The sequence below is a fragment of the Hymenobacter rubidus genome (assembly GCF_016734815.1).
In the GTDB taxonomy this organism is placed as follows: domain Bacteria; phylum Bacteroidota; class Bacteroidia; order Cytophagales; family Hymenobacteraceae; genus Hymenobacter; species Hymenobacter rubidus.
Genome location: NZ_JAERQF010000015.1, coordinates 13,129 through 30,406, shown reverse-complemented (window position 1 = coordinate 30,406; position 17,278 = coordinate 13,129). Strand labels below are relative to the sequence as shown.

Here is a 17,278-nt window from a genome sequence, read left to right as displayed (position 1 = left end):
GTCATGCAGAGCGTAGCGAAGCATCTTTACCTCGGAAGTAATTATTTACTATTGCGGTAAAGATGCTTCGCTACGCTCTGCATGACGTTCTTTATTACGTCAACGCCTCATTTTGGCGCACAGCCACGCCCTCGCTGCTGAGGGTAAGCATGGTGGTGGGCGGAGCCGGCGCGGTGAAGCGCTGGTGCAGAAAATACAGCAGGCCGGCCGTGAGCAGCGCCGAGGGAATCACCAGCGTCCAGGGCAGCGCCTCGTTGGAATCGGGGTCGAAGCCCCAGCCGAACTGACCGCGCTGGGCGAGGAAGAGCATCAGGAGCTGAAAGGCATTTTGGGTGAAGTGCGCCACCATGCTCACCAGAATGTTGCCGCTCCAGAGGTACAGATACCCCAGCACCAGCCCCAGCACAAAGCGCGGCACAAACCCGAAAAACTGGAAGTGAATGGCCGAAAAGATGGCCGCCCCCAGCCACACGCCCACGTGCGGCGAAAACCAGCGGACCAGATTCTTTTGTATCACGCCCCGAAACACCAGCTCCTCGCTGATGGCCGGCACCAGCGCAATGACCACGACGCCAATCAGAAACCGCGTGCCGGAATTGAACTTGGTGAGAAACTTGGTGAGAAAGGCTGCCTTGTCCTCGCTGGCGCGGGCCCACACTTCAAACTCGTGGAAAGCCGCCGGGAAATGCGCCCCCGCGTTCCAGGCAATGAGCGTGGACATAAACGGCAGCGTGACGATGATGAGCGCCGCCACGGCCAGCAGCCACCACCCCGCCCCCAACCGGCGCGGACTGAAATAGTCCGCCCAGCCAATGCCCAGCGCCGAAGCCAGCCCCAGCGCCCCGCCCGTGAGGGCCGTGAACAGCAGTACGCCCTGCATCATCATCAGCAGGTTCCAGCCCTGGGGGTAGGCCGTCGGATTCTGAATGACTTTCTGCATGGTGGGCAGCGAGAGCCCGAAGCCCGCCAGCACCCAGGCAAAAATGACGGCATAGCCCACGCAGGCGCCTGCCACCATAAAAGCCAGCAGCAACAGTATCTGCAGGCCAGGGTGCAGCGTGCGGGGCAGGAAACCTTTCATGGCGGGGTACTAGTTGGGAAGGGCGTAAATTTACCGGAGTTTTTAACTTAGGCTTGTTTAAAGCAAACAAGAACGTCATGCTGAGCGCAGCCGAAGCATCTCGCGTGCAATAGTAACCCAATTGTTCGCCGTGCTGACGCTCGGTTCAACGAAGCGGGAGAGATGCTTCGACAAGCTCAGCATGACGTTCTATTTAAAACATATTCCCCGTGGTCAACATAGGTCCCAACATCTCGCTGCCTGATTTCCCGCTCCTGCTCGCGCCCATGGAAGACGTGAGCGACCCGCCTTTCCGCGCCGTGTGCAAGGCCAACGGGGCCGACCTAATGTACACAGAGTTCATTTCGTCGGAAGGCCTCATTCGGGCCGCCGCCAAGAGCCGCAAGAAGCTGGACATCTTCGACTACGAGCGGCCCATCGGCATTCAGCTCTTCGGCTCCGATGTGGAAACGATGGGCGAATGCGCGGCCATCAGCACCGAGGCCGGGCCCGATTTGATTGACATAAACTACGGCTGCCCGGTGAAACAGGTGGCCTGCCGCGGTGCCGGCGCGGCCCTGCTCCAGGACATCCCCAAAATGGTGGCCATGACGGCCGCCGTGGTGAAGCACACCCACCTGCCCGTGACCGTGAAAACCCGCCTGGGCTGGGATGAGGGCACCAAAAACGTGGAAGAAGTGGCCGAGCGCCTGCAGGACGTCGGCATCCAGGCCCTCACCGTGCACGGCCGCACCCGCGCCCAGCTCTACAAGGGCGAGGCCGACTGGCGCCTCATCGCCAGCATCAAAAACAACCCGCGCATCAAAATCCCCATCTTCGGCAACGGCGACATCGACTCGCCCGAAAAGGCCCTCGAATACAAAAACCGCTACGGCGTGGATGGCGTGATGATAGGCCGGGCCAGCATCGGTTACCCCTGGATTTTCCGGGAGGTGAAGCACTACGTGGCCACCGGCGAGCTGCTGGCCCCGCCCACCCTGGAAGAGCGGGTGGCCATGTGCCAGATGCACTTCGACCGCAGCGTGGAGTGGAAAGGCCCGAAAGTGGGCATCTTCGAGATGCGCCGGCACTACGCACACTATTTCCGGGGCCTGGAGGGCGCCAAAGCCTGGCGCACCAGCCTGGTGAATGCCGAAACCCCGGCCGACGTGCTGGAAATCCTGGCCGAAATAGCCAGCAGCGACGCGGTGCTGGTGGGGTAAAGTGCAGTAGCGCGAACTTTGCAGTTCGCGTCCCCGCACCGTTTGCAACTACATTCAACGATTATCGTTCGGAGACGCGAACTACAAAGTTCGCGCTACTGCATGTCCCCGATTTACGACCAGAAAACCCGCATTAAAATCCTGATTGCCGTGCTGGCGCTGCTCATTGGCACCGCCACGGTGATATACACCAACTTGCTGGTGCAGCGCGTGTCGGAACGGGAGCAGCAGCAGATTCAGCTCTACGCCAAGGCCCAGCAGTACATTGTCAACTCAGAAACCGATACCAACCCGTTTGTTTTCAACGAAATCATCAACGGTAATACCACCATTCCGGTCATTCTGAGCAGCGACGGCCAGGACATTGTCAGCGCCAAAAACGTGGACATGCCGCCGCACTTGTCCGAAGCCGACTCGATGGCGCGGCTGAAGTACGAGCTGGCGCTGATGAAGGAAAAGCACCCGCCCATCGTGGTGAAGTTTGGGGGCGGGCAGGCAAACTACATTTTCTACCGCGACTCGCAATTGCTGCGGCAGCTGCGCACCTACCCGCTGGTGCAGCTGGTGGTGATTGGCTGCCTGGCCGTCATTGCCTACTTCGCGTTCAGCTCGTCGCGGCGGGCCGAGCAAAACCGCGTGTGGGTGGGCCTGGCCAAGGAAACGGCGCACCAGCTGGGCACCCCGCTCAGCAGCCTGGTGGGCTGGCAAAACTACCTGCGCGACTCCGACCGCTTCAAGAACGAGCCCATTGTGGAGGAGCTGGGCAAGGACATCCGGCGGCTGGAAATCATTACGGAGCGGTTCAGCAACATCGGTTCGGTACCGGTGCTGAAGGACGAAAACCTGTACCAGACCACGCGCAACGCCATCGAGTACCTGCAAAGCCGGGTATCGAAAAAGGTGGTGTTCAAGATTGAAACCGACTTGCCGATGGACACACCGGCCCGCATCAACGTGCCGCTGTTTGACTGGGTGGTGGAAAACATCTGCAAAAACGCAGTGGATGCCATGGAAGGGCGCGGCTCCATTACGCTGCACCTGCGCCGGGTGCGCACCCGGCGCAGCTGGTACCGGCGCGGTGCCCCCGCCCGCCAGGTGGCCGTCGACATCACCGACACGGGCAAAGGCATTTCCAAAGCCAAGCTCGACACCGTGTTCATGCCCGGCTACACCACCAAGAAGCGCGGCTGGGGCCTGGGCCTGGCGCTGGCCAAGCGCATCATCGAGAACTACCACGAGGGCAAGCTCTTCGTGAAGTGGAGCGAGCTGGGCCGCGGCACCACGTTCCGGGTGGTGCTGAACCAGTGAGCAATGAGCAATGAGCAATGAGCAATGAGCAAAAGAACGTCATGCTGAGCGGAGGCGCAGCCGGAGTCGAAGCATCTCGCTTGTGGGACTAACTCGGTCGTATTGATTCAGTGGAAGCACGCGAGATGCTTCGACTCCGGCTGCGCCTCCGCTCTGCATGACGTTCTTTCGGTGCGCTGACGCTACCTATTCGTGATTTCCACATACGCCTTGCCCGTCACGGGCTGGCCGTTGTGCGTGCCTTTCACGCGGCACATGCCTTCCCAGTAGTACATGGTGAAGGTGTGGAAGAAGCGCAGCGCCAGCTCCTGCTGCGGCACCAGCGGCTCCACGGTGAGGTCGTAGCCCTGGCCGGGCACCTGCACGCGCCAAGAGGCCGGGTACTTCTTTTTGGATTGCGGGCTGGTCCAGTACGTGAGGGGCGTGAGAACGAAATCGGGGCCGGTGAGGTGCAGGTCGGGGCCGGTGCTGCGGCTGAAGGTGCCGTTGTTGAGGTTTTGGCCGGTAGCGGAGTTGCGCAGGGTGTTCAGCATGAACTCCTCGCGGGGCTCGTCGAGCTGAATGCTGAGCCAGTCCCAGCCCACGTTTTTGTCTACGATGCTGGTGCAGTTCCACTGCCGGTCGTACCACAGCTCGCCGGTCACAGTGTGGGGCTGGCCGGCAATGGTGAGAGTGCCCGTGGTGGCCAGGCGCGGGTAGGAATAGTAGCCGGCCGTGATGCCGTTGCCGTAATTTTCGTAGCCGGTGCCGCTGTGCAGCACCACCGGCCGGGTGGGCCGGGTGCTCAGGTCGAGGGCGTAGCCGCTGGCGTTCTGCTTGCCGGTAAAAGTTGCCTGCAGGTGGTAGGCCCCCTCCTGCCCGTCAAATTTCCACACCTGGCCGCGCTGGTGTTCGCGCAGCCGCAGCGGCAGCGAGTCGGTGAGCAGCTGCGGGAGCGGGCCCAGCTTGTAGTCGTAGTGAAACTGCTGGTTCTGCGGGTCGGTGAGGGCCACGTTCACCATCTGCCAGTCCTGCTTGCCGTCTTTCAGGTTGAAATGAAAAAAAACGTACTCCATGCCGTACTGGTGGCCGGTGGCCTGGTCGGTGAGGTGGCCGGTGAGGTACCACCATTCCAGCGAATTTTTGGGGTGCGCGGCCTCCTCGTGGGGCAGTTCGGCGCGGGTGGCGGGGGGGTTGAAGCGGGTGGTGGGACGGGGCGCCGCGCAAGCGGTGGCCAGCAGCAACAAGAAGGCAAAACGCAAAACTTTCATACCCTTTCACAAGGATTTTCCGGGCCGAAAGGTTTGGGAGCCTTGGTGGAGAGGCTAGCGAAATTTGCCAGCCACCATGCGGTGTTTTTTTCTGGTGCGGCTCAATTGTAGCCGGTATGGCTGGGAGCTGGCAACGTCTATATCGGCGTTGGCATATTGGTAATACAGGCCCAGGCGCAAGTAATGCATCACACTCAGGAACGGCGACTCACCCAGACTGTCCCTGTTGACCGTAAATTGGAAGTTGCCGTTGGCATCGGTAACGGTTGAAACCTCTGTTTCCCAACGAGCCACCAAATCGACCTTCATTCCACGTATGGTCTTCCCTTTGGCACTGTGCAGCGTGCCGCGTATTATCAGCTGATTAGCTTCCGAAACCACACTAAAGCTGGGCAGTGCAGATGCCTCTGATAAAGAATCAATGGCTTCGGTTGAGGTTGAGTTTACAACATTTGGCAGCACGACGTTTTTGGATGCTGGACCACCCCAAAAAGCAGGCGGAATTTGTTGTCCCTGCGCCTTCGGCGCCACCAGCGCCCCCACGCCCCACAGCGCTGCGGCAGCGCCTACCAGCCGCCGTCCTGTCAATGGCTGGGCCGGCACCAGCAGCGGGCGGCTCAGTTGATTGTCCCGAAACCGGCCGCAGGACACAGTAGGATGCCGGCCTAGGTACGTCAGAATTTCGGCGTCGCTCATCCGGGTGAAGTCGGCCACGGTTTGCTGGCAGGCGGCACAGTGGCGGCCAGCAGCATTGGGCGTCATCGCCGCCCAGCTTTCGGAGCAGGGGCTTGGAATAGAAAGCGAGACGGGAATAGCCATGCAGCGAATGTAGATAAACCTTTTGTTAGCCGCAATCTACCACAGCAGCTTTGCCCACATGCCTACCCCTTCGGCGGGGCCACCGGAGGCTCCGGCATCCGGATTTTGCCCATCACCTGGCCCCGGTTCGGGATGGAAGCCAGCCGCACCACGAGCGGCGCGGGCCGCGGCGTGGCGCGGACATCGACGTTCACGGTTTGCTGCTCAAATTCGAACGGGCTGCCCACGAACTTCAGCGCCACTTTGCCGCCGGCAATGGGGGCCCAGGTTCGGGCCATGGTCAGCTCAAAGCTGCCTTTCTCGTCGGTGGTCGTGCCAAACTCCGTGTCGTTGATGAGCACGCGCACACCGGCCACGGGCGTGCCGTTGGCCCCGTCCAGCACCTGCCCACGAATGATGATGTGCTGGGCTTCGGGAGCATTGGCATCCGTCGCAGCCGAGGCGGTGGCCTGCGTGGGCGGCGCTTGGGGCGGCTTGGTGGCGCACGACGAAAGCGGGTGCCAGCCCAGCAGCGCCAGCCCGGCTACCAGCCAGCGCCGCCAGCGGCTGGCGGGCACCGGTGCCAGCTGCGTGGCAAAGGCATTGGCACACACCGGCCGCCCACCCTGCCGGGCCAAAAACGCGAGGATTTCCGCCTCGCTCAGGCGGGTAAAGTCCACTACTTCGGTGGCGCAGGTGGCGCAGTGGCGGCCGGCGGCGGCGGGCGCCATAGCAGCCCAACTCACGGAGCAAGGCTGCGGAATGGAGATATTCGGGAGAGTGGCCATGCGGCGAAAGTAGCTTTTTTGGGGCTTATGAACGGCGAAAAGGCCGGGTGAGCCAGTACTTGCCCCAGTAGTAAAATGCTCTTGGGTGCCAAGGCAACGGGCGTAATTCAAGCTGACCCATTGTTTCAACGCGAAGAACAAACTGCTGTGCTATTCCAATGGCATTGGCAGCCACTACTCGCTCCTGCGTCAGGTAGCCAATCGACCGCACTACGACTATGACCTCAGTTGCTCCTCCAAGCTGAGTTGGAATAGCAAGTTCAAAGGTGCCATCGGCATTACTATTGGTTCCAATAGTAGTTTCTTTAATCAAAATTGTAACGCCGGGCAGTGCTTCACTGGTTGATGCATCTTTCACAGTACCTCGCAATACCAATGTTGGATTGACTGCTGTTTCCAGATGCACCGGGGCAGCGTTATAATGCAATGAAAGTCTATCCTTGGTTATCTGCTTCGCCGTTGATTCTATCTCTTCTGCTGAAGATGCTCCTTTTAGCTCAACTGGCGCCGTGGCTGGTACTGGCCCGCCCCAATACCGGGCGCGCCATTCGGTGGGCGCTTGGGCAGTGGCCGTTATGCCCTCTGCTTCCCGCATGCCCCATACGGCCACAGCGGCTCCCAGCCAGGCCCGCCAGCGCGCCGTTGGGGTAGCCGGGGCGGCGCGCTGCAACGGCCGGTCCAGCTGCCCCGCCGCGAAACGGCCGCAGGTACGGCCACTCGCGGCTTTGGCCAGGTAGGCCAGGATTTCGGCGTCTGTTTTCAGGGTGAAGTCGACTACCACTTTGGCACAGGCAGCGCAGTGGCGGCCGGTGTTGGTGGGCGTCATGGCGTCCCAGCTTTCGGAGCAGGGTTCGGCAATGGTGAGGCGGACGGGCTGGGGCATACAAACAGGGTTTTCCCCTTGATGCCTGCCTCGGAAAAACTACACACATTCCTGCCCAAAAACCCGTACCTTAGTTACGGTCACGCTCCTTCTCTCCCGCGCTATGCCTGCTCCCCTACGCTTTGCGCCACTGGCGCTGTTAGTTTTTCCTACCCTTGGCTATGCCCAGGCGGGCGCTGCAAGTGTTATCGGCCTGGAGATTCCAGCGCCGACCGCGCCGCGCCAGGGGCACTTCCTCAGCGGTGCTTACGTGGTGGGCGCCTATACGCCGCTGCCCACCGCCGGCTACGGCTACGGCTACGGCGTGCAGCCCTACCTGCGTTACCAGCTGGGCAGTAGCGACAGAGGCCGCCTGCGCCCCTACGTGCAATACAGCTTCACGCCTTATCGCATGGCGGCTTATGCTGCCGGCCCATTCTACGGGCCCGAAGGCGCGGGCCTGTCGGCCAATCCGGGCTTTGCGCCGCTGGCAGCGCGCAATGCCCCCTACGGCACGCCCTACGCCAATGGCTGCGGTGGCTTGGGCACCTTTTCGGTGGGCATTCCGATGCAGATAGGCCGCAGCTCGGCGGTGCTGAACGTGGGTGGCGCGGTGCTGGAGGGTTTCCTGAAGTCCGGGCTCTGGTAAGGCACAAGGAAGCGCAAGGGCCAAAAGCCGCATTCAGGCGCTATCTTTTGCCCTTCAAACCTGCTCCGCTCACCGTTCATGCGTTCCTCCACTTCTCTTTTCCGCCGCAAAACCATTGCGGCCATTCTGCAAAACCCACCGGCCGACCACGACGGCCACGCGGCCCCCGGCGCCCTGGAACGCCACCTCACCGTGCGCGACCTTACGGCCCTGGGCATCGCGGCCATCATTGGGGCCGGTATTTTCAGCACCATCGGCAAAGCCAGCCTGGATGGCGGACCGGCGGTGTCGCTGCTGTTTGTGTTCACGGCGGTGGCCTGCGCGTTTTCGGCGCTGTGCTACGCGCAGTTTGCGGCCACCATCCCGGTCAGCGGCTCGGCCTATACCTACGCCTACGCCTCGTTTGGCGAGCTGGCCGCCTGGATTATTGGCTGGGCCCTGATAATGGAATATGCGGTGGGCAACATCGTGGTGGCCATTTCGTGGTCCGATTACTTCACGGGGCTTTTGGATGGAATCGGGCTGCATTTGCCGCTGTGGCTTACGATGGGCACCCAAACCGGGCACGCCGGCTACGAGGCCGTGACCACGCTGGTGCAAAGCGGCAAAACCCTACCCGAGGCCCTGGCCGCCGTGAGCCCTGGGCAGCTGGACGGCTACAAGGCCTGGACGCAGGCGCCCGAGCTGTTCAATGGCCTGCGTTTGGTGGCCGATTTGCCGGCCTTCACCATCACCGTGCTCATCACGGCGCTGGTGTACGTGGGCATCAAGGAAAGCAAAAACGCCTCGAACCTGCTCGTGCTGCTCAAGCTCATTATCGTCTTCATCGTCATTGCCGTGGGCGCGTTCTACGTGCAGCCGGCCAACTGGACGCCCTTTGCGCCCAACGGCGTGGGCGGTGTGCTCAAGGGCGTGTCGGCGGTGTTTTTTGCCTACATCGGCTTCGATGCCATCTCCACCACGGCCGAGGAGTGCAAGAACCCGCAGCGCGACCTGCCCAAGGCCATGATGTACGCCCTCATCATCTGCACCGTGCTCTACGTTATTATCACGCTGGTGCTTACGGGCATGGTGAGCTACAAAGAATTGGGCGTGGGCGACCCGCTGTCGTTTGTGTTTGCCAAGGTGGGCCTGGCGCGGCTGTCGGGCCTGGTGGCGGTGAGTGCGGTGTTTGCCATGGCGTCGGTGCTGCTGGTGTTTCAGCTGGGGCAGCCGCGCATCTGGCTCACCATGAGCCGCGACGGGCTGCTGCCTTCGGTGTTTTCGCGCATTCATCCGCGCTTCCACACGCCTTCGTTCAGCACCGTTGTCACGGGCTTTTTTGTGGCGGTGCCGGCCCTCATTCTGAACATGGATTTGGTGGTCGACCTCACCAGCATCGGCACGCTGTTCGCGTTTGCGCTGGTGTGCGGCGGCATTCTCATCATCGACCCCTATGGCAAGTCGGAGGCCCGGTTTAAGGTGCCGTACCTCAACGGGCAGTGGCTGGTGCCGCTCATCCTGGCGGTGGGCATTGGGCTGGTGGTGCGCTACAACGCGGCCAGCAACCACGAATTCTGGCTCGACGTAACCGGGCAGCACGGCTGGCTGCAAACCGATGCCCTGAGCGGCAAGGTGACGGGCGGCTTCGCCCACCAGATTCCGACGCTGGTGTTCTTTCTGTTTTGCGTGGCGCTGGCCGTGCTTTCTTTCCGCAAAAAGCTCTCGCTGCTGCCCACGCTGGGCCTGCTGATTAACCTATACCTGATGACCGAGTTGGGCATCAGCAACTGGACGCTGTTTTTCGTATGGCTGCTGATTGGGCTGGCCGTCTATTTCGGCTACGGGTACAAAAACTCCAAGCTGAACCAGCGGGAAGCGTAAACGGTTGCAGGCCGGCCGTATGCTTTGTCGGTTCTTTTGTCGTCCTTGCCGCATGATTCCTTCCGCCACCCTTTTTCAACAGCTGCTTGATGCCAGCCCGCTGACGTTTTTCGCCTACGATGCCGACGCACACCGTGTGCTCTACGTGAGCGCGGCCTACGAAGAACTATTCCCAGGCCTGCGGCGGGAGGATGCCACCGCCGACCTGCCGCGCCTGCTGGCCTACCTGCCGGCCGACGACCAGGCTTATGCCCTGCATTGCTTAGGCGAACTGATTACCGGGCGCCATTGCGACGACTTGCTGCTGCGCCTGCAACCCCGCCCCGACGTGCCCCAGCGCTGGCTGGCGGTGCAGGCCCAGCGCAGCATCGGGCCTGGAGGCCAGCACCTGCTTTCGGGTACCGTGCAGGACGTGACGGTGGAGCAGGAGTACCTGCGCAACGCCGACAAGTACATGGCCAAGAAGAATACGACGCTCGAAATCCTGTCGCACGACCTGGCCGGGCCGTTCAACATGCTGCAGCAGCTGGCCGAGTTTCTGGAGGAGCGCACCAAAACCTTACAGGATGAGCAAGTGCAGAAGATGCTGCGCATCATGCGCGACACCTGCCGCGACAGCGTGACCCTGATTCGCGACTTCGTGGACGGCGAGTTCATGGACTCGGCCAACGTGCAGCTCAAGCGCCAGCGGGTGGATTTGGTGCTGGCCCTGCGCCAAGTGATGGAAACTTACCAGCAGGGCGAGCACCTGGTAGCCAAGCACTTCGCCTTTCGGCCCGCGCAACCCACGCTGTTTGTGGACATCGACAACAACAAGTTTTTGCAGGTGATTAACAACCTGCTGTCGAACGCCATCAAGTTTACCGGCGAGGGCGGCCACATCAGCGTGGGCCTGGAGCAGCGCGCCGACCACGCCCTGGTGACCGTGGCCGACGACGGCATCGGTATTCCGGCGCACCTGCTGCCCGTGCTGTTCGACCGCTTCACCCCGGCGCGCCGCCCCGGCCTGCGGGGCGAAAAAACCACCGGCCTGGGCATGCACATCATCGAAACCATCGTGCGCCTGCATAAGGGCCACATTTGGGTGGAAAGCCAGGAGAACGTGGGCACCACGTTCTACATCAAACTACCGGTGCTGGCGTAGCCGTAGACCGTGGCAAGACGGCATCTTTGGCGAAATGAAAAAGATACTGACGATGCTGGTGCTGCTGAACGGACCAGCTGCCTTGGCTCAACAAACAGCCGCACCGCACATACCGGCTACTGGTCGCCGACTAACGGATTTCATTCCGGCCGGCTATGAGGTGTTAAACGACGGCCAAGCCACCGGCGACTTGAACCGCGACGGCCGGCCCGATGCGGCGCTGGTGCTGCGGTCGAAAGCGGAGTACAAAGAAACTGCGGAAACTGCGGAAGCACCGCCGCGCTATTTGGTGGTCCTCTTTGGCACGCCCACCGGGTTTGCGCTGGCGGCGCAGGCCAGCCGGGTGATGTTGCGCCAAGACGATGGCGGCGCTTTCGGCGACCCGTTCGCGGGCATCGACATCGCGAAAGGCGTGCTGAGCATATCTCATTACGGCGGCAGCAGCTGGCGCTGGAGCCACACCGACAAGTTCCGCTACCAAGCCGGCAGCTTTTACCTGATTGGGGAAACGCGGGTGAGCTACCAGAACAACACCGACTGCGCACAAGGCAACTGGGAAATGCACGACACCAACTTCGTAACCGGCGAATACCGGGTGGAAAAGGAATCGGAAGCTTGCAAGCCATTGGTGAACAAACGCGGCAAGAACCCGCCCAAACCACTCCGCAAGCTGGTGGACTACGCGGTGGAACCATAAAACAGGAACCGCTCAGGCGCTGCGTATTACGCTGTAGTGCTTTCACCAGTTAATTCATTTACATCCAAGAAATCCGTGGTCAGCTTCCTCACCTTTCGCCTGCACGGCACCATCCCGGCCACCACCGGCCGCGAGCTGAAAGCCGACCTGCGCCTAGCACAGGAAGCTGGCACCGACCACCGCCGCGCCCAAAAGCAGTTCTTCGCCAAATTCGACGCGGTGCTCGACCGGGCCCCCACCGGCCCCCGCTATTTTGAGAACGAGAAAATGGCCGAGGTACTGGCCGGCGAAATCATGATGCTGGAAGAAACCGGCTTCAGGGTGCACGGCTTCGCCATTCTGCCCAACCACGCCCATATCGTGCTGGAGCTGCCCGACGACAGCCCGCTCTCGTTTGCCAAAGCCGCGGACCTGCTGCACCTGCGCACGGGCACCAACTGCCGGCGCCTGGTGCGCCCCAAGCTCCCGCCCGAGGCCGAGTTTTGGCAAGTGGGCTGGTTCGAAGTTGAAGTGCAAAGCCCCGCCGAGCTCACGCGCCTGCTGGCCTACGTGCGCGGCAACAGCCGCCAGGCTGGCCTCCCGGCGCGCTTTCAGGAGTGGCCGTATGTGAGCGAATAGGCCCCGGCGCCTGCTGCTTGCCGGGCCGCGCCGCGCAGGGTGAGGCAGAAATAAAACCGCGTCAATCCTCGCGGCCCGGCAGGACGTAGCTTCCAAAAACAAAAGCGTTTCAGGAGGTGCGGGGGCGCTACCGCAACCTCGCCCCTGGCATTTCTCCCGAGCCCGCTCTGCCCTTATGCGCTTTCTGGTCCTTGCTTTTCTCCTGCTCTCAGAGTGCGCTGTTCAAGCGGCGCCGGCGCCAGCCGATACGCTGCTTCCGCTCAGCCCCGCCCGGCGGCTGAGCTATACGTATGCAAATGACTTGTTTTTTCGCACCGATTACTACTTCACGCAGGGCATGAGCCTCACGCTGGTGCACCCACTGGTGGCCCGTCTGCCGGTGCGGCATGTGTTGCCGGCCGGCGCCCCAAGAAGCACGCAATACCACGGCATCACGCTGCGCTACGATGGATTTACGCCCCTACGGATTCAGGATGCCTTTATTCGGGTTGGTGACCGGCCCTACGCGGCCTACCTCTACGCCTCCTTCTTCCGGGTGAGCAATCAGGCTGCAAAGCAGCATCGGCTGACTTCGGCCCTGGACATTGGGTTCATCGGCCCGGCAGCCGGCGGCAAGGAACTGCAAACCGCCATCCACCGCGTTACCGGCAATGCCGAGCCTCGCGGCTGGGCCTATCAGATTCGCAATGCGCCCATTGTGGGCTACCGGCTGGCGTTTGAGCAGTTGGCCGCCAGTCGCGGCATCGAGCTGGTGGGCAATGCCGAAGCCTCGCTGGGCACGCTCTACACCTACGCGGCCACCGGCCTGCGGCTGCGCGCGGGGCAGCTAACCCCTTATTTTGCTAACTTGGACAGTTCGGAAGCCCTCTGCCTGCATCACTGGCAGCTCTACGGACAGGCCACGCTCGACGGCCGCCTCATTGGCTACGATGCCACGCTGCAAGGTGGCCCATTCACCATGAGCGACCCTTACACACTGGCTGCCAGCGCCGTGCGCCGGGCTGTGCTGCGCAGCACCGGCGGCCTGGTGCTGGCACACGAGCCATTGAGTTTTTCCGCTACTGCCACCTGGGTTTCGCCGGAGTTTGCCGGTGGGCGCAGCCACCGCTGGGGCCAGTTGGGCGTGACGGTGGCGTTTTAACGCCTTCGGCTTAATGAGGAATGAGGAATGAGGAATTTTGAGCCTAGAAGCCCAATTTCCAATTCCTCATTCCTCATTCCTCATTAAGCCGAAAGCGTCCTACCGCGCCCGGTGGATAATCAGCACGCCCGCCAGTATCACCACCATGCCCACAAAGTGCCACAGGTTGAATGCTTCGCCATCCAAGGCGCCCCAGGCCAGGGCTACAATGGGAATTAAGTAGGTACTCGATGAGGCAAACAGTGCCGTAGACTGCTGAATGAGTCGATTGAACAACACCATGGCCACGGCCGTGCTCATGGTGGCCAGCAGCGCGATGTAGCCAAAGGCGGCCCACGCACCCGGCACGGTGGCCAGCTTGTGCCGGAACCCGGTGCCGAGCAGCAGATACGCCAGCGCCGGCCCGCCAATAAGCAGCAGCAGCACCGACGTGACGGCCACCGGGGTGAGCCCGCCGAGCTTGTACTTGATAACGTTCACACTCAGGCCGTAGCCGATGGTAGCTATCAGGATGTACAGGCCATACCAGGCGTTGCCCTCGCCGGCCGGCGTGGCATCGCCGCCACTACCGCCCAGTTGCAGCATCACCACCGTGCCCGCCAGCCCCAGCGCGATGCCCAGCACCCGCAGGCCCGTAAGCCGCTGCCCAAACAGCAGCGCCCCCACCAGCAGCGTGAACACCACCGTGAGGGCATTGAGCACGCCCGCCAGCCCCGAGGCCAGCCGGGTTTCGGCGTAAGCAAAGAGGAAGGCCGGAATCAGTGTGCCCACCACCCCACTCAGCGCCAGCCACTTGAAGCGGCTGCGCTCCACCCGCCCCACGTGGCGCAGGGCAAACGGCAGCAGCAGCAGCGCCGCCACGCTCACGCGGGTGGCGCCCAGTTCCAGGGCCGAAAAAACAACCAGCCCTTTTTTCATCAGGATAAACGACGTGCCCCAGATGGAGGCCAGCACAACCAGCAGCACCCACGCCAGGGGGGCGGTAGCCGCCGGAACGGGCGCAGGCAGCGCTTCGGTGGCTTCGAGCGAAGCGGTTTGGTCGGTGGTGCCCGGGTGGTCGGCATCAGTTACGGGGCGTTTTGGCGCCACCGGCGCAGGTGCGGCCGAGTGGGCGGGTGGGATTGGGAAAGCCATGCCACAAAGGTACCGCCTCCACCCCGCCAACGGCCTTACCGGCCCCGCCGGGGGTAATAGTCGAACTCCCACCGGGTGAGGTATACGACCGGGCCGAAATGCGGTCCCAGCCCGTGGCCCCAGCCATCTGTCAGGGTTCGGCGCCACTCCACCAGCTGGCCGTGGGCGTTGTAGCGGTAGGTGGCGCGCTCCACCTTGCCGTCGGGGGCGGCACGCAGGGTATCGGCGGTGCGGCGCAGGGCCTGGGCCACGGTGGCCGGCCGCCGGAACGTGGCGGTGTAGTCCACCTCTTCCAGCAGCTGCCCGTCGGGTCGGTAGCGGATGGTGCGGATGTTTTGCCAGCCCTGGCTGTCCCGGTCGAGGCTGAGGCCACCGGTAGGGCGGTGGCGCGCGTCGTAGGTCACCAGTTGCAGCTGGTACAGCTCCGGCTGCCCGCGCGGCCCCCAGTGGTACTTTGCCTGGCGTGTCACCAAGCCGGCGGCGTTGTAGTAAGTAGAATCCAGCACCTCGGGCAGAAACAGCTGCTTGTACTCGGTATAGGCGATGAGGCGGTGTTGCGCGTCGTAGGCGCATACCTGGCGGCTTCCCAGGTTGGTTTCGCCTACCTGAAAGCTTGGACCGGACACGGTTTCCACCCGGTTGCCGCGGGCATCGTAGGCATGGCGCAGGTCGTAGAAGCCGCCGCCGGGCATATAATCGGCCACGGGATAAAAGGTGAGCTCCCGAATTACTTGTTGCAACAACGGGGTTCGCTCGTCGTAACTCAGGTACGTGGTGGCGTCAAGCTGGTCGTCCACGTAGCGACGCGACACCCCTACGCGGCCCAGGGCGTCCGGCTCTGCTTCGTCGCGGTAGTCGTGGCCGCTCCGCGTGTTTTCGCGGGCGGCCTCCAGCCCCGGATTGTGGTGGGCCAGCAGCCGGCCCGAGGCAGCAAACCGGTAGGTTTCCTTCACGCGCAGTACCTCGGGGTCGTCCGGATTTCCTTCCAGCACGCGCACCGTTTTCACGCGGTAGCGACGGGCGTAGGCTGCGTCGAGCTCCGGCACGCCGGGCTGGGCCGCCACCGGCCACGCCAGCAGGAAGCCCGCAGCCAGGCTGAAAAACAACGAAGAGCAAGACACGCCACGAAAATAGCTCGCTCCCCGCTTTAGGCAACCCGGCGCGCCCCGGCGCCGAGTACGCCAAGAGCTGCGGCGGGCCCTGGCGCCGCGCCCCCATGGCCCGCGGGGAAATACATAGCCGGCCCGAACCACGGGTTTGGTATGCATGTTTCATACTTGCCGATTCCTGCCGTAATTTTGCAGCCCGGTTTCGTACCGATTTCATCTATGTCGCATCCGTTCAAGGCCGTTAGCCTCTCATTTAAGAAAGCCCCGCTGGCCATCCGCGAGCTGCTTTCGCTGGACGAGGCCGCCTGCCGTCGTTTCCTGCATACGCTGCACCACGAGCTGGGCCTCAGCGACTTGCTCGTGCTCAGCACCTGCAACCGCACCGAGGTGTACTACGCCGCCGAGGACGACCGCAGCCGTGAAATCATCTTCGCCCTGGGCCACCTCAAAGGCCGCCCCGACGTGGGCCAGTTCCTGCCCTACTTCGACCTGCTACCCAAGGCCGACGCGGCCGTGCAGCACCTCTTCGAAGTAGCCATGGGCCTTGATGCCCAGGTGGTGGGCGACCTGCAAATCAGCAACCAAGTGAAGATGGCCTACCAGTGGGCCGCCGATGCCGACGCCGCCGGGCCGTTTCTGCACCGCCTGCTGCACACGGTTTTCTTCACCAACAAGCGCGTGCAGACCGAAACCAGCTTCCGCGACGGCGCGGCCTCCGTGAGCTACGCAGCCCTGGAGCTGGTGGAAGAATTGACCGCCGACGTAGCCAATCCCAAGGTATTGGTGGTGGGCCTGGGCGAAATCGGGGCCGATGTGTGCCGCCACCTGGCCGCCAGCAAGGCTTTCGGCGAAGTGGTGCTGTGCAACCGCACCCGCGCCAAAGCCGAAGCGCTGGCCGAGGAGTGCAACATGCGCATCGTGGAGTTTGAAGACCTGATGCCCGCCCTCAAAGAAGCCGACGTCATCATTTCCTCCATCAACCGCGCCGAGCCTTTCTTCACCAAAGAACTGGTGCAGCACCTCGACGTGCTCAGCTTCAAGTTTTTTATTGACCTGAGCGTGCCGCGCAGCATTGCGGCCGAGGTAGAGCAGGTGCCCGGCGTGCTGGTTTATAACATCGACGCCATCCAGAGCAAGGCCTCGGCTGCGCTGGAAATGCGCCTGGCGGCCGTGCCGCAGGTGCGCGCCATCATTGCCGAAAGCCTTGCCGGCCTGAACGACTGGGCCAAGGAAATGATGGTGTCGCCCATCATTCAAAAAGTAAAAGCCAGCCTGGAGCAGTTGCGCCAGGAAGAGTTGGACCGCTTCCAGAAAAAAGCCACCCCGGCCGAAAGCAAGCTCCTGGACGAAGCCACCCGCTCCTTGATGCAAAAGGTGCTCAAGCAACACGTGCTGCAACTGAAAGCCGCCTGCAAGCGCGACGACGCCGGCCAGCTGGTGGAGTTGCTGGGCGAGCTGTTCGATTTGGAGAAGCAGGGCGAACCGGTGTAACCTCGTTCCCAGCCCCTCTCCCAAGGAGAGGGGAGCCTGATGAATTACAGAAAAGTCCCGATTCAGAAATGAATCGGGGCTTTTTGCTATAGGGTGAATTTAAGTTGTTCAGCATGGCTCCCCTCTGCTAAGGAGAGGGACCG

The 17,278-nt window shown here is 62.2% G+C and carries 16 protein-coding genes; 9 read left to right on the top strand and 7 right to left on the bottom strand.

Going from position 1 to position 17,278, the window contains the following annotated elements; genetic code table 11:
• Positions 1-94: 94 nt before the first annotated feature.
• Positions 95-1,081, bottom strand: coding sequence for a CPBP family intramembrane glutamic endopeptidase (locus tag JKL48_RS12010; protein WP_201982677.1), 987 nt, complete (start codon positions 1,079-1,081; stop codon positions 95-97).
• A 209-nt stretch (positions 1,082-1,290) separates the two neighbouring features.
• On the opposite strand from JKL48_RS12010, the gene dusB reads away from it, so the two are divergent.
• Both dusB and JKL48_RS12000 read left to right on the top strand, forming a co-directional pair.
• Entirely contained in the window at positions 1,291-2,283 is a 993-nt protein-coding gene (dusB, locus tag JKL48_RS12005; RefSeq protein ID WP_201982676.1) for a tRNA dihydrouridine synthase DusB, read from the top strand.
• Positions 2,284-2,385: 102 nt separating this feature from the next.
• Positions 2,386-3,591 carry an ATP-binding protein gene (locus tag JKL48_RS12000; protein ID WP_201982675.1) on the top strand — a complete coding sequence of 402 codons (1,206 nt, stop codon included), beginning with the start codon at positions 2,386-2,388 and terminating at the stop codon, positions 3,589-3,591.
• Positions 3,592-3,773: 182 nt separating this feature from the next.
• On the opposite strand, the gene JKL48_RS11995 is transcribed toward JKL48_RS12000, so the two are convergent.
• The 4 genes from JKL48_RS11995 to JKL48_RS11980 form a co-directional block, all read right to left on the bottom strand.
• Positions 3,774-4,841, bottom strand: a complete 1,068-nt coding sequence (locus JKL48_RS11995; protein ID WP_201982674.1) for a lipocalin family protein — start codon at positions 4,839-4,841, stop codon at positions 3,774-3,776.
• Between the two features lie 54 nt (positions 4,842-4,895).
• The gene (locus JKL48_RS11990) at positions 4,896-5,660 is read right to left on the bottom strand and encodes a hypothetical protein (protein WP_201982673.1); all 765 of its coding nucleotides are present in this window, start codon (positions 5,658-5,660) and stop codon (positions 4,896-4,898) included.
• Positions 5,661-5,722: 62 nt separating this feature from the next.
• Positions 5,723-6,427 carry a carboxypeptidase-like regulatory domain-containing protein gene (locus JKL48_RS11985; RefSeq protein ID WP_201982672.1) on the bottom strand — a complete coding sequence of 235 codons (705 nt, stop codon included), beginning with the start codon at positions 6,425-6,427 and terminating at the stop codon, positions 5,723-5,725.
• A gap of 25 nt (positions 6,428-6,452) precedes the next feature.
• The gene (locus JKL48_RS11980; RefSeq protein WP_201982671.1) at positions 6,453-7,253 is read right to left on the bottom strand and encodes a carboxypeptidase-like regulatory domain-containing protein; all 801 of its coding nucleotides are present in this window, start codon (positions 7,251-7,253) and stop codon (positions 6,453-6,455) included.
• Positions 7,254-7,413: 160 nt separating this feature from the next.
• On the opposite strand from JKL48_RS11980, the gene JKL48_RS11975 reads away from it, so the two are divergent.
• From JKL48_RS11975 to JKL48_RS11950, 6 genes are all read left to right on the top strand, one after another.
• Positions 7,414-7,938 carry a hypothetical protein gene (locus JKL48_RS11975; protein ID WP_201982668.1) on the top strand — a complete coding sequence of 175 codons (525 nt, stop codon included), beginning with the start codon at positions 7,414-7,416 and terminating at the stop codon, positions 7,936-7,938.
• 78 nt (positions 7,939-8,016) lie between these two features.
• Complete coding sequence (locus tag JKL48_RS11970) at positions 8,017-9,801, top strand: amino acid permease (protein ID WP_201982666.1); 1,785 nt, start codon at positions 8,017-8,019, stop codon at positions 9,799-9,801.
• 52 nt (positions 9,802-9,853) lie between these two features.
• Positions 9,854-10,945, top strand: a complete 1,092-nt coding sequence (locus JKL48_RS11965) for a sensor histidine kinase (RefSeq protein WP_201982664.1) — start codon at positions 9,854-9,856, stop codon at positions 10,943-10,945.
• 34 nt (positions 10,946-10,979) lie between these two features.
• Positions 10,980-11,642: a hypothetical protein gene (locus JKL48_RS11960; protein WP_201982662.1), complete on the top strand. Its 663-nt coding sequence runs from the start codon at positions 10,980-10,982 to the stop codon at positions 11,640-11,642.
• Positions 11,643-11,717: 75 nt separating this feature from the next.
• Complete coding sequence (locus JKL48_RS11955; protein WP_201982661.1) at positions 11,718-12,260, top strand: hypothetical protein; 543 nt, start codon at positions 11,718-11,720, stop codon at positions 12,258-12,260.
• 175 nt (positions 12,261-12,435) lie between these two features.
• Entirely contained in the window at positions 12,436-13,401 is a 966-nt protein-coding gene (locus tag JKL48_RS11950) for a lipid A deacylase LpxR family protein (protein ID WP_201982659.1), read from the top strand.
• Positions 13,402-13,500: 99 nt separating this feature from the next.
• Here JKL48_RS11950 and JKL48_RS11945 read toward each other — a convergent pair whose 3' ends face one another.
• Positions 13,501-14,535, bottom strand: a complete 1,035-nt coding sequence (locus JKL48_RS11945; protein WP_201982658.1) for a DMT family transporter — start codon at positions 14,533-14,535, stop codon at positions 13,501-13,503.
• Between the two features lie 35 nt (positions 14,536-14,570).
• On the bottom strand, positions 14,571-15,656 hold the full coding sequence (locus JKL48_RS11940) for a hypothetical protein (protein ID WP_201982657.1): 1,086 nt from the start codon (positions 15,654-15,656) through the stop codon (positions 14,571-14,573).
• Positions 15,657-15,863: 207 nt separating this feature from the next.
• Between JKL48_RS11940 and hemA the strand changes: the two genes are divergently transcribed.
• Positions 15,864-17,135 carry a glutamyl-tRNA reductase gene (gene hemA / locus JKL48_RS11935; protein WP_201982656.1) on the top strand — a complete coding sequence of 424 codons (1,272 nt, stop codon included), beginning with the start codon at positions 15,864-15,866 and terminating at the stop codon, positions 17,133-17,135.
• The last annotated feature ends 143 nt before the right edge of the window (positions 17,136-17,278 follow it).

Bases quoted from the DNA above. Each gene is read 5' to 3' on its own strand.
- JKL48_RS12010 (WP_201982677.1), bottom strand. From the start codon at position 1,081: ATGAAAGGTTTCCTGCCCCGCACGCTGCACCCTGGCCTGCAGATACTG.
- JKL48_RS12000 (WP_201982675.1), top strand. From the start codon at position 2,386: ATGTCCCCGATTTACGACCAGAAAACCCGCATTAAAATCCTGATTGCC.
- JKL48_RS11995 (WP_201982674.1), bottom strand. From the start codon at position 4,841: ATGAAAGTTTTGCGTTTTGCCTTCTTGTTGCTGCTGGCCACCGCTTGC.
- JKL48_RS11990 (WP_201982673.1), bottom strand. From the start codon at position 5,660: ATGGCTATTCCCGTCTCGCTTTCTATTCCAAGCCCCTGCTCCGAAAGC.
- JKL48_RS11985 (WP_201982672.1), bottom strand. From the start codon at position 6,427: ATGGCCACTCTCCCGAATATCTCCATTCCGCAGCCTTGCTCCGTGAGT.
- JKL48_RS11980 (WP_201982671.1), bottom strand. From the start codon at position 7,253: ATGACGCCCACCAACACCGGCCGCCACTGCGCTGCCTGTGCCAAAGTG.
- JKL48_RS11975 (WP_201982668.1), top strand. From the start codon at position 7,414: ATGCCTGCTCCCCTACGCTTTGCGCCACTGGCGCTGTTAGTTTTTCCT.
- JKL48_RS11970 (WP_201982666.1), top strand. From the start codon at position 8,017: ATGCGTTCCTCCACTTCTCTTTTCCGCCGCAAAACCATTGCGGCCATT.
- JKL48_RS11965 (WP_201982664.1), top strand. From the start codon at position 9,854: ATGATTCCTTCCGCCACCCTTTTTCAACAGCTGCTTGATGCCAGCCCG.
- JKL48_RS11960 (WP_201982662.1), top strand. From the start codon at position 10,980: ATGAAAAAGATACTGACGATGCTGGTGCTGCTGAACGGACCAGCTGCC.
- JKL48_RS11950 (WP_201982659.1), top strand. From the start codon at position 12,436: ATGCGCTTTCTGGTCCTTGCTTTTCTCCTGCTCTCAGAGTGCGCTGTT.
- JKL48_RS11945 (WP_201982658.1), bottom strand. From the start codon at position 14,535: ATGGCTTTCCCAATCCCACCCGCCCACTCGGCCGCACCTGCGCCGGTG.
- hemA (WP_201982656.1), top strand. From the start codon at position 15,864: ATGTCGCATCCGTTCAAGGCCGTTAGCCTCTCATTTAAGAAAGCCCCG.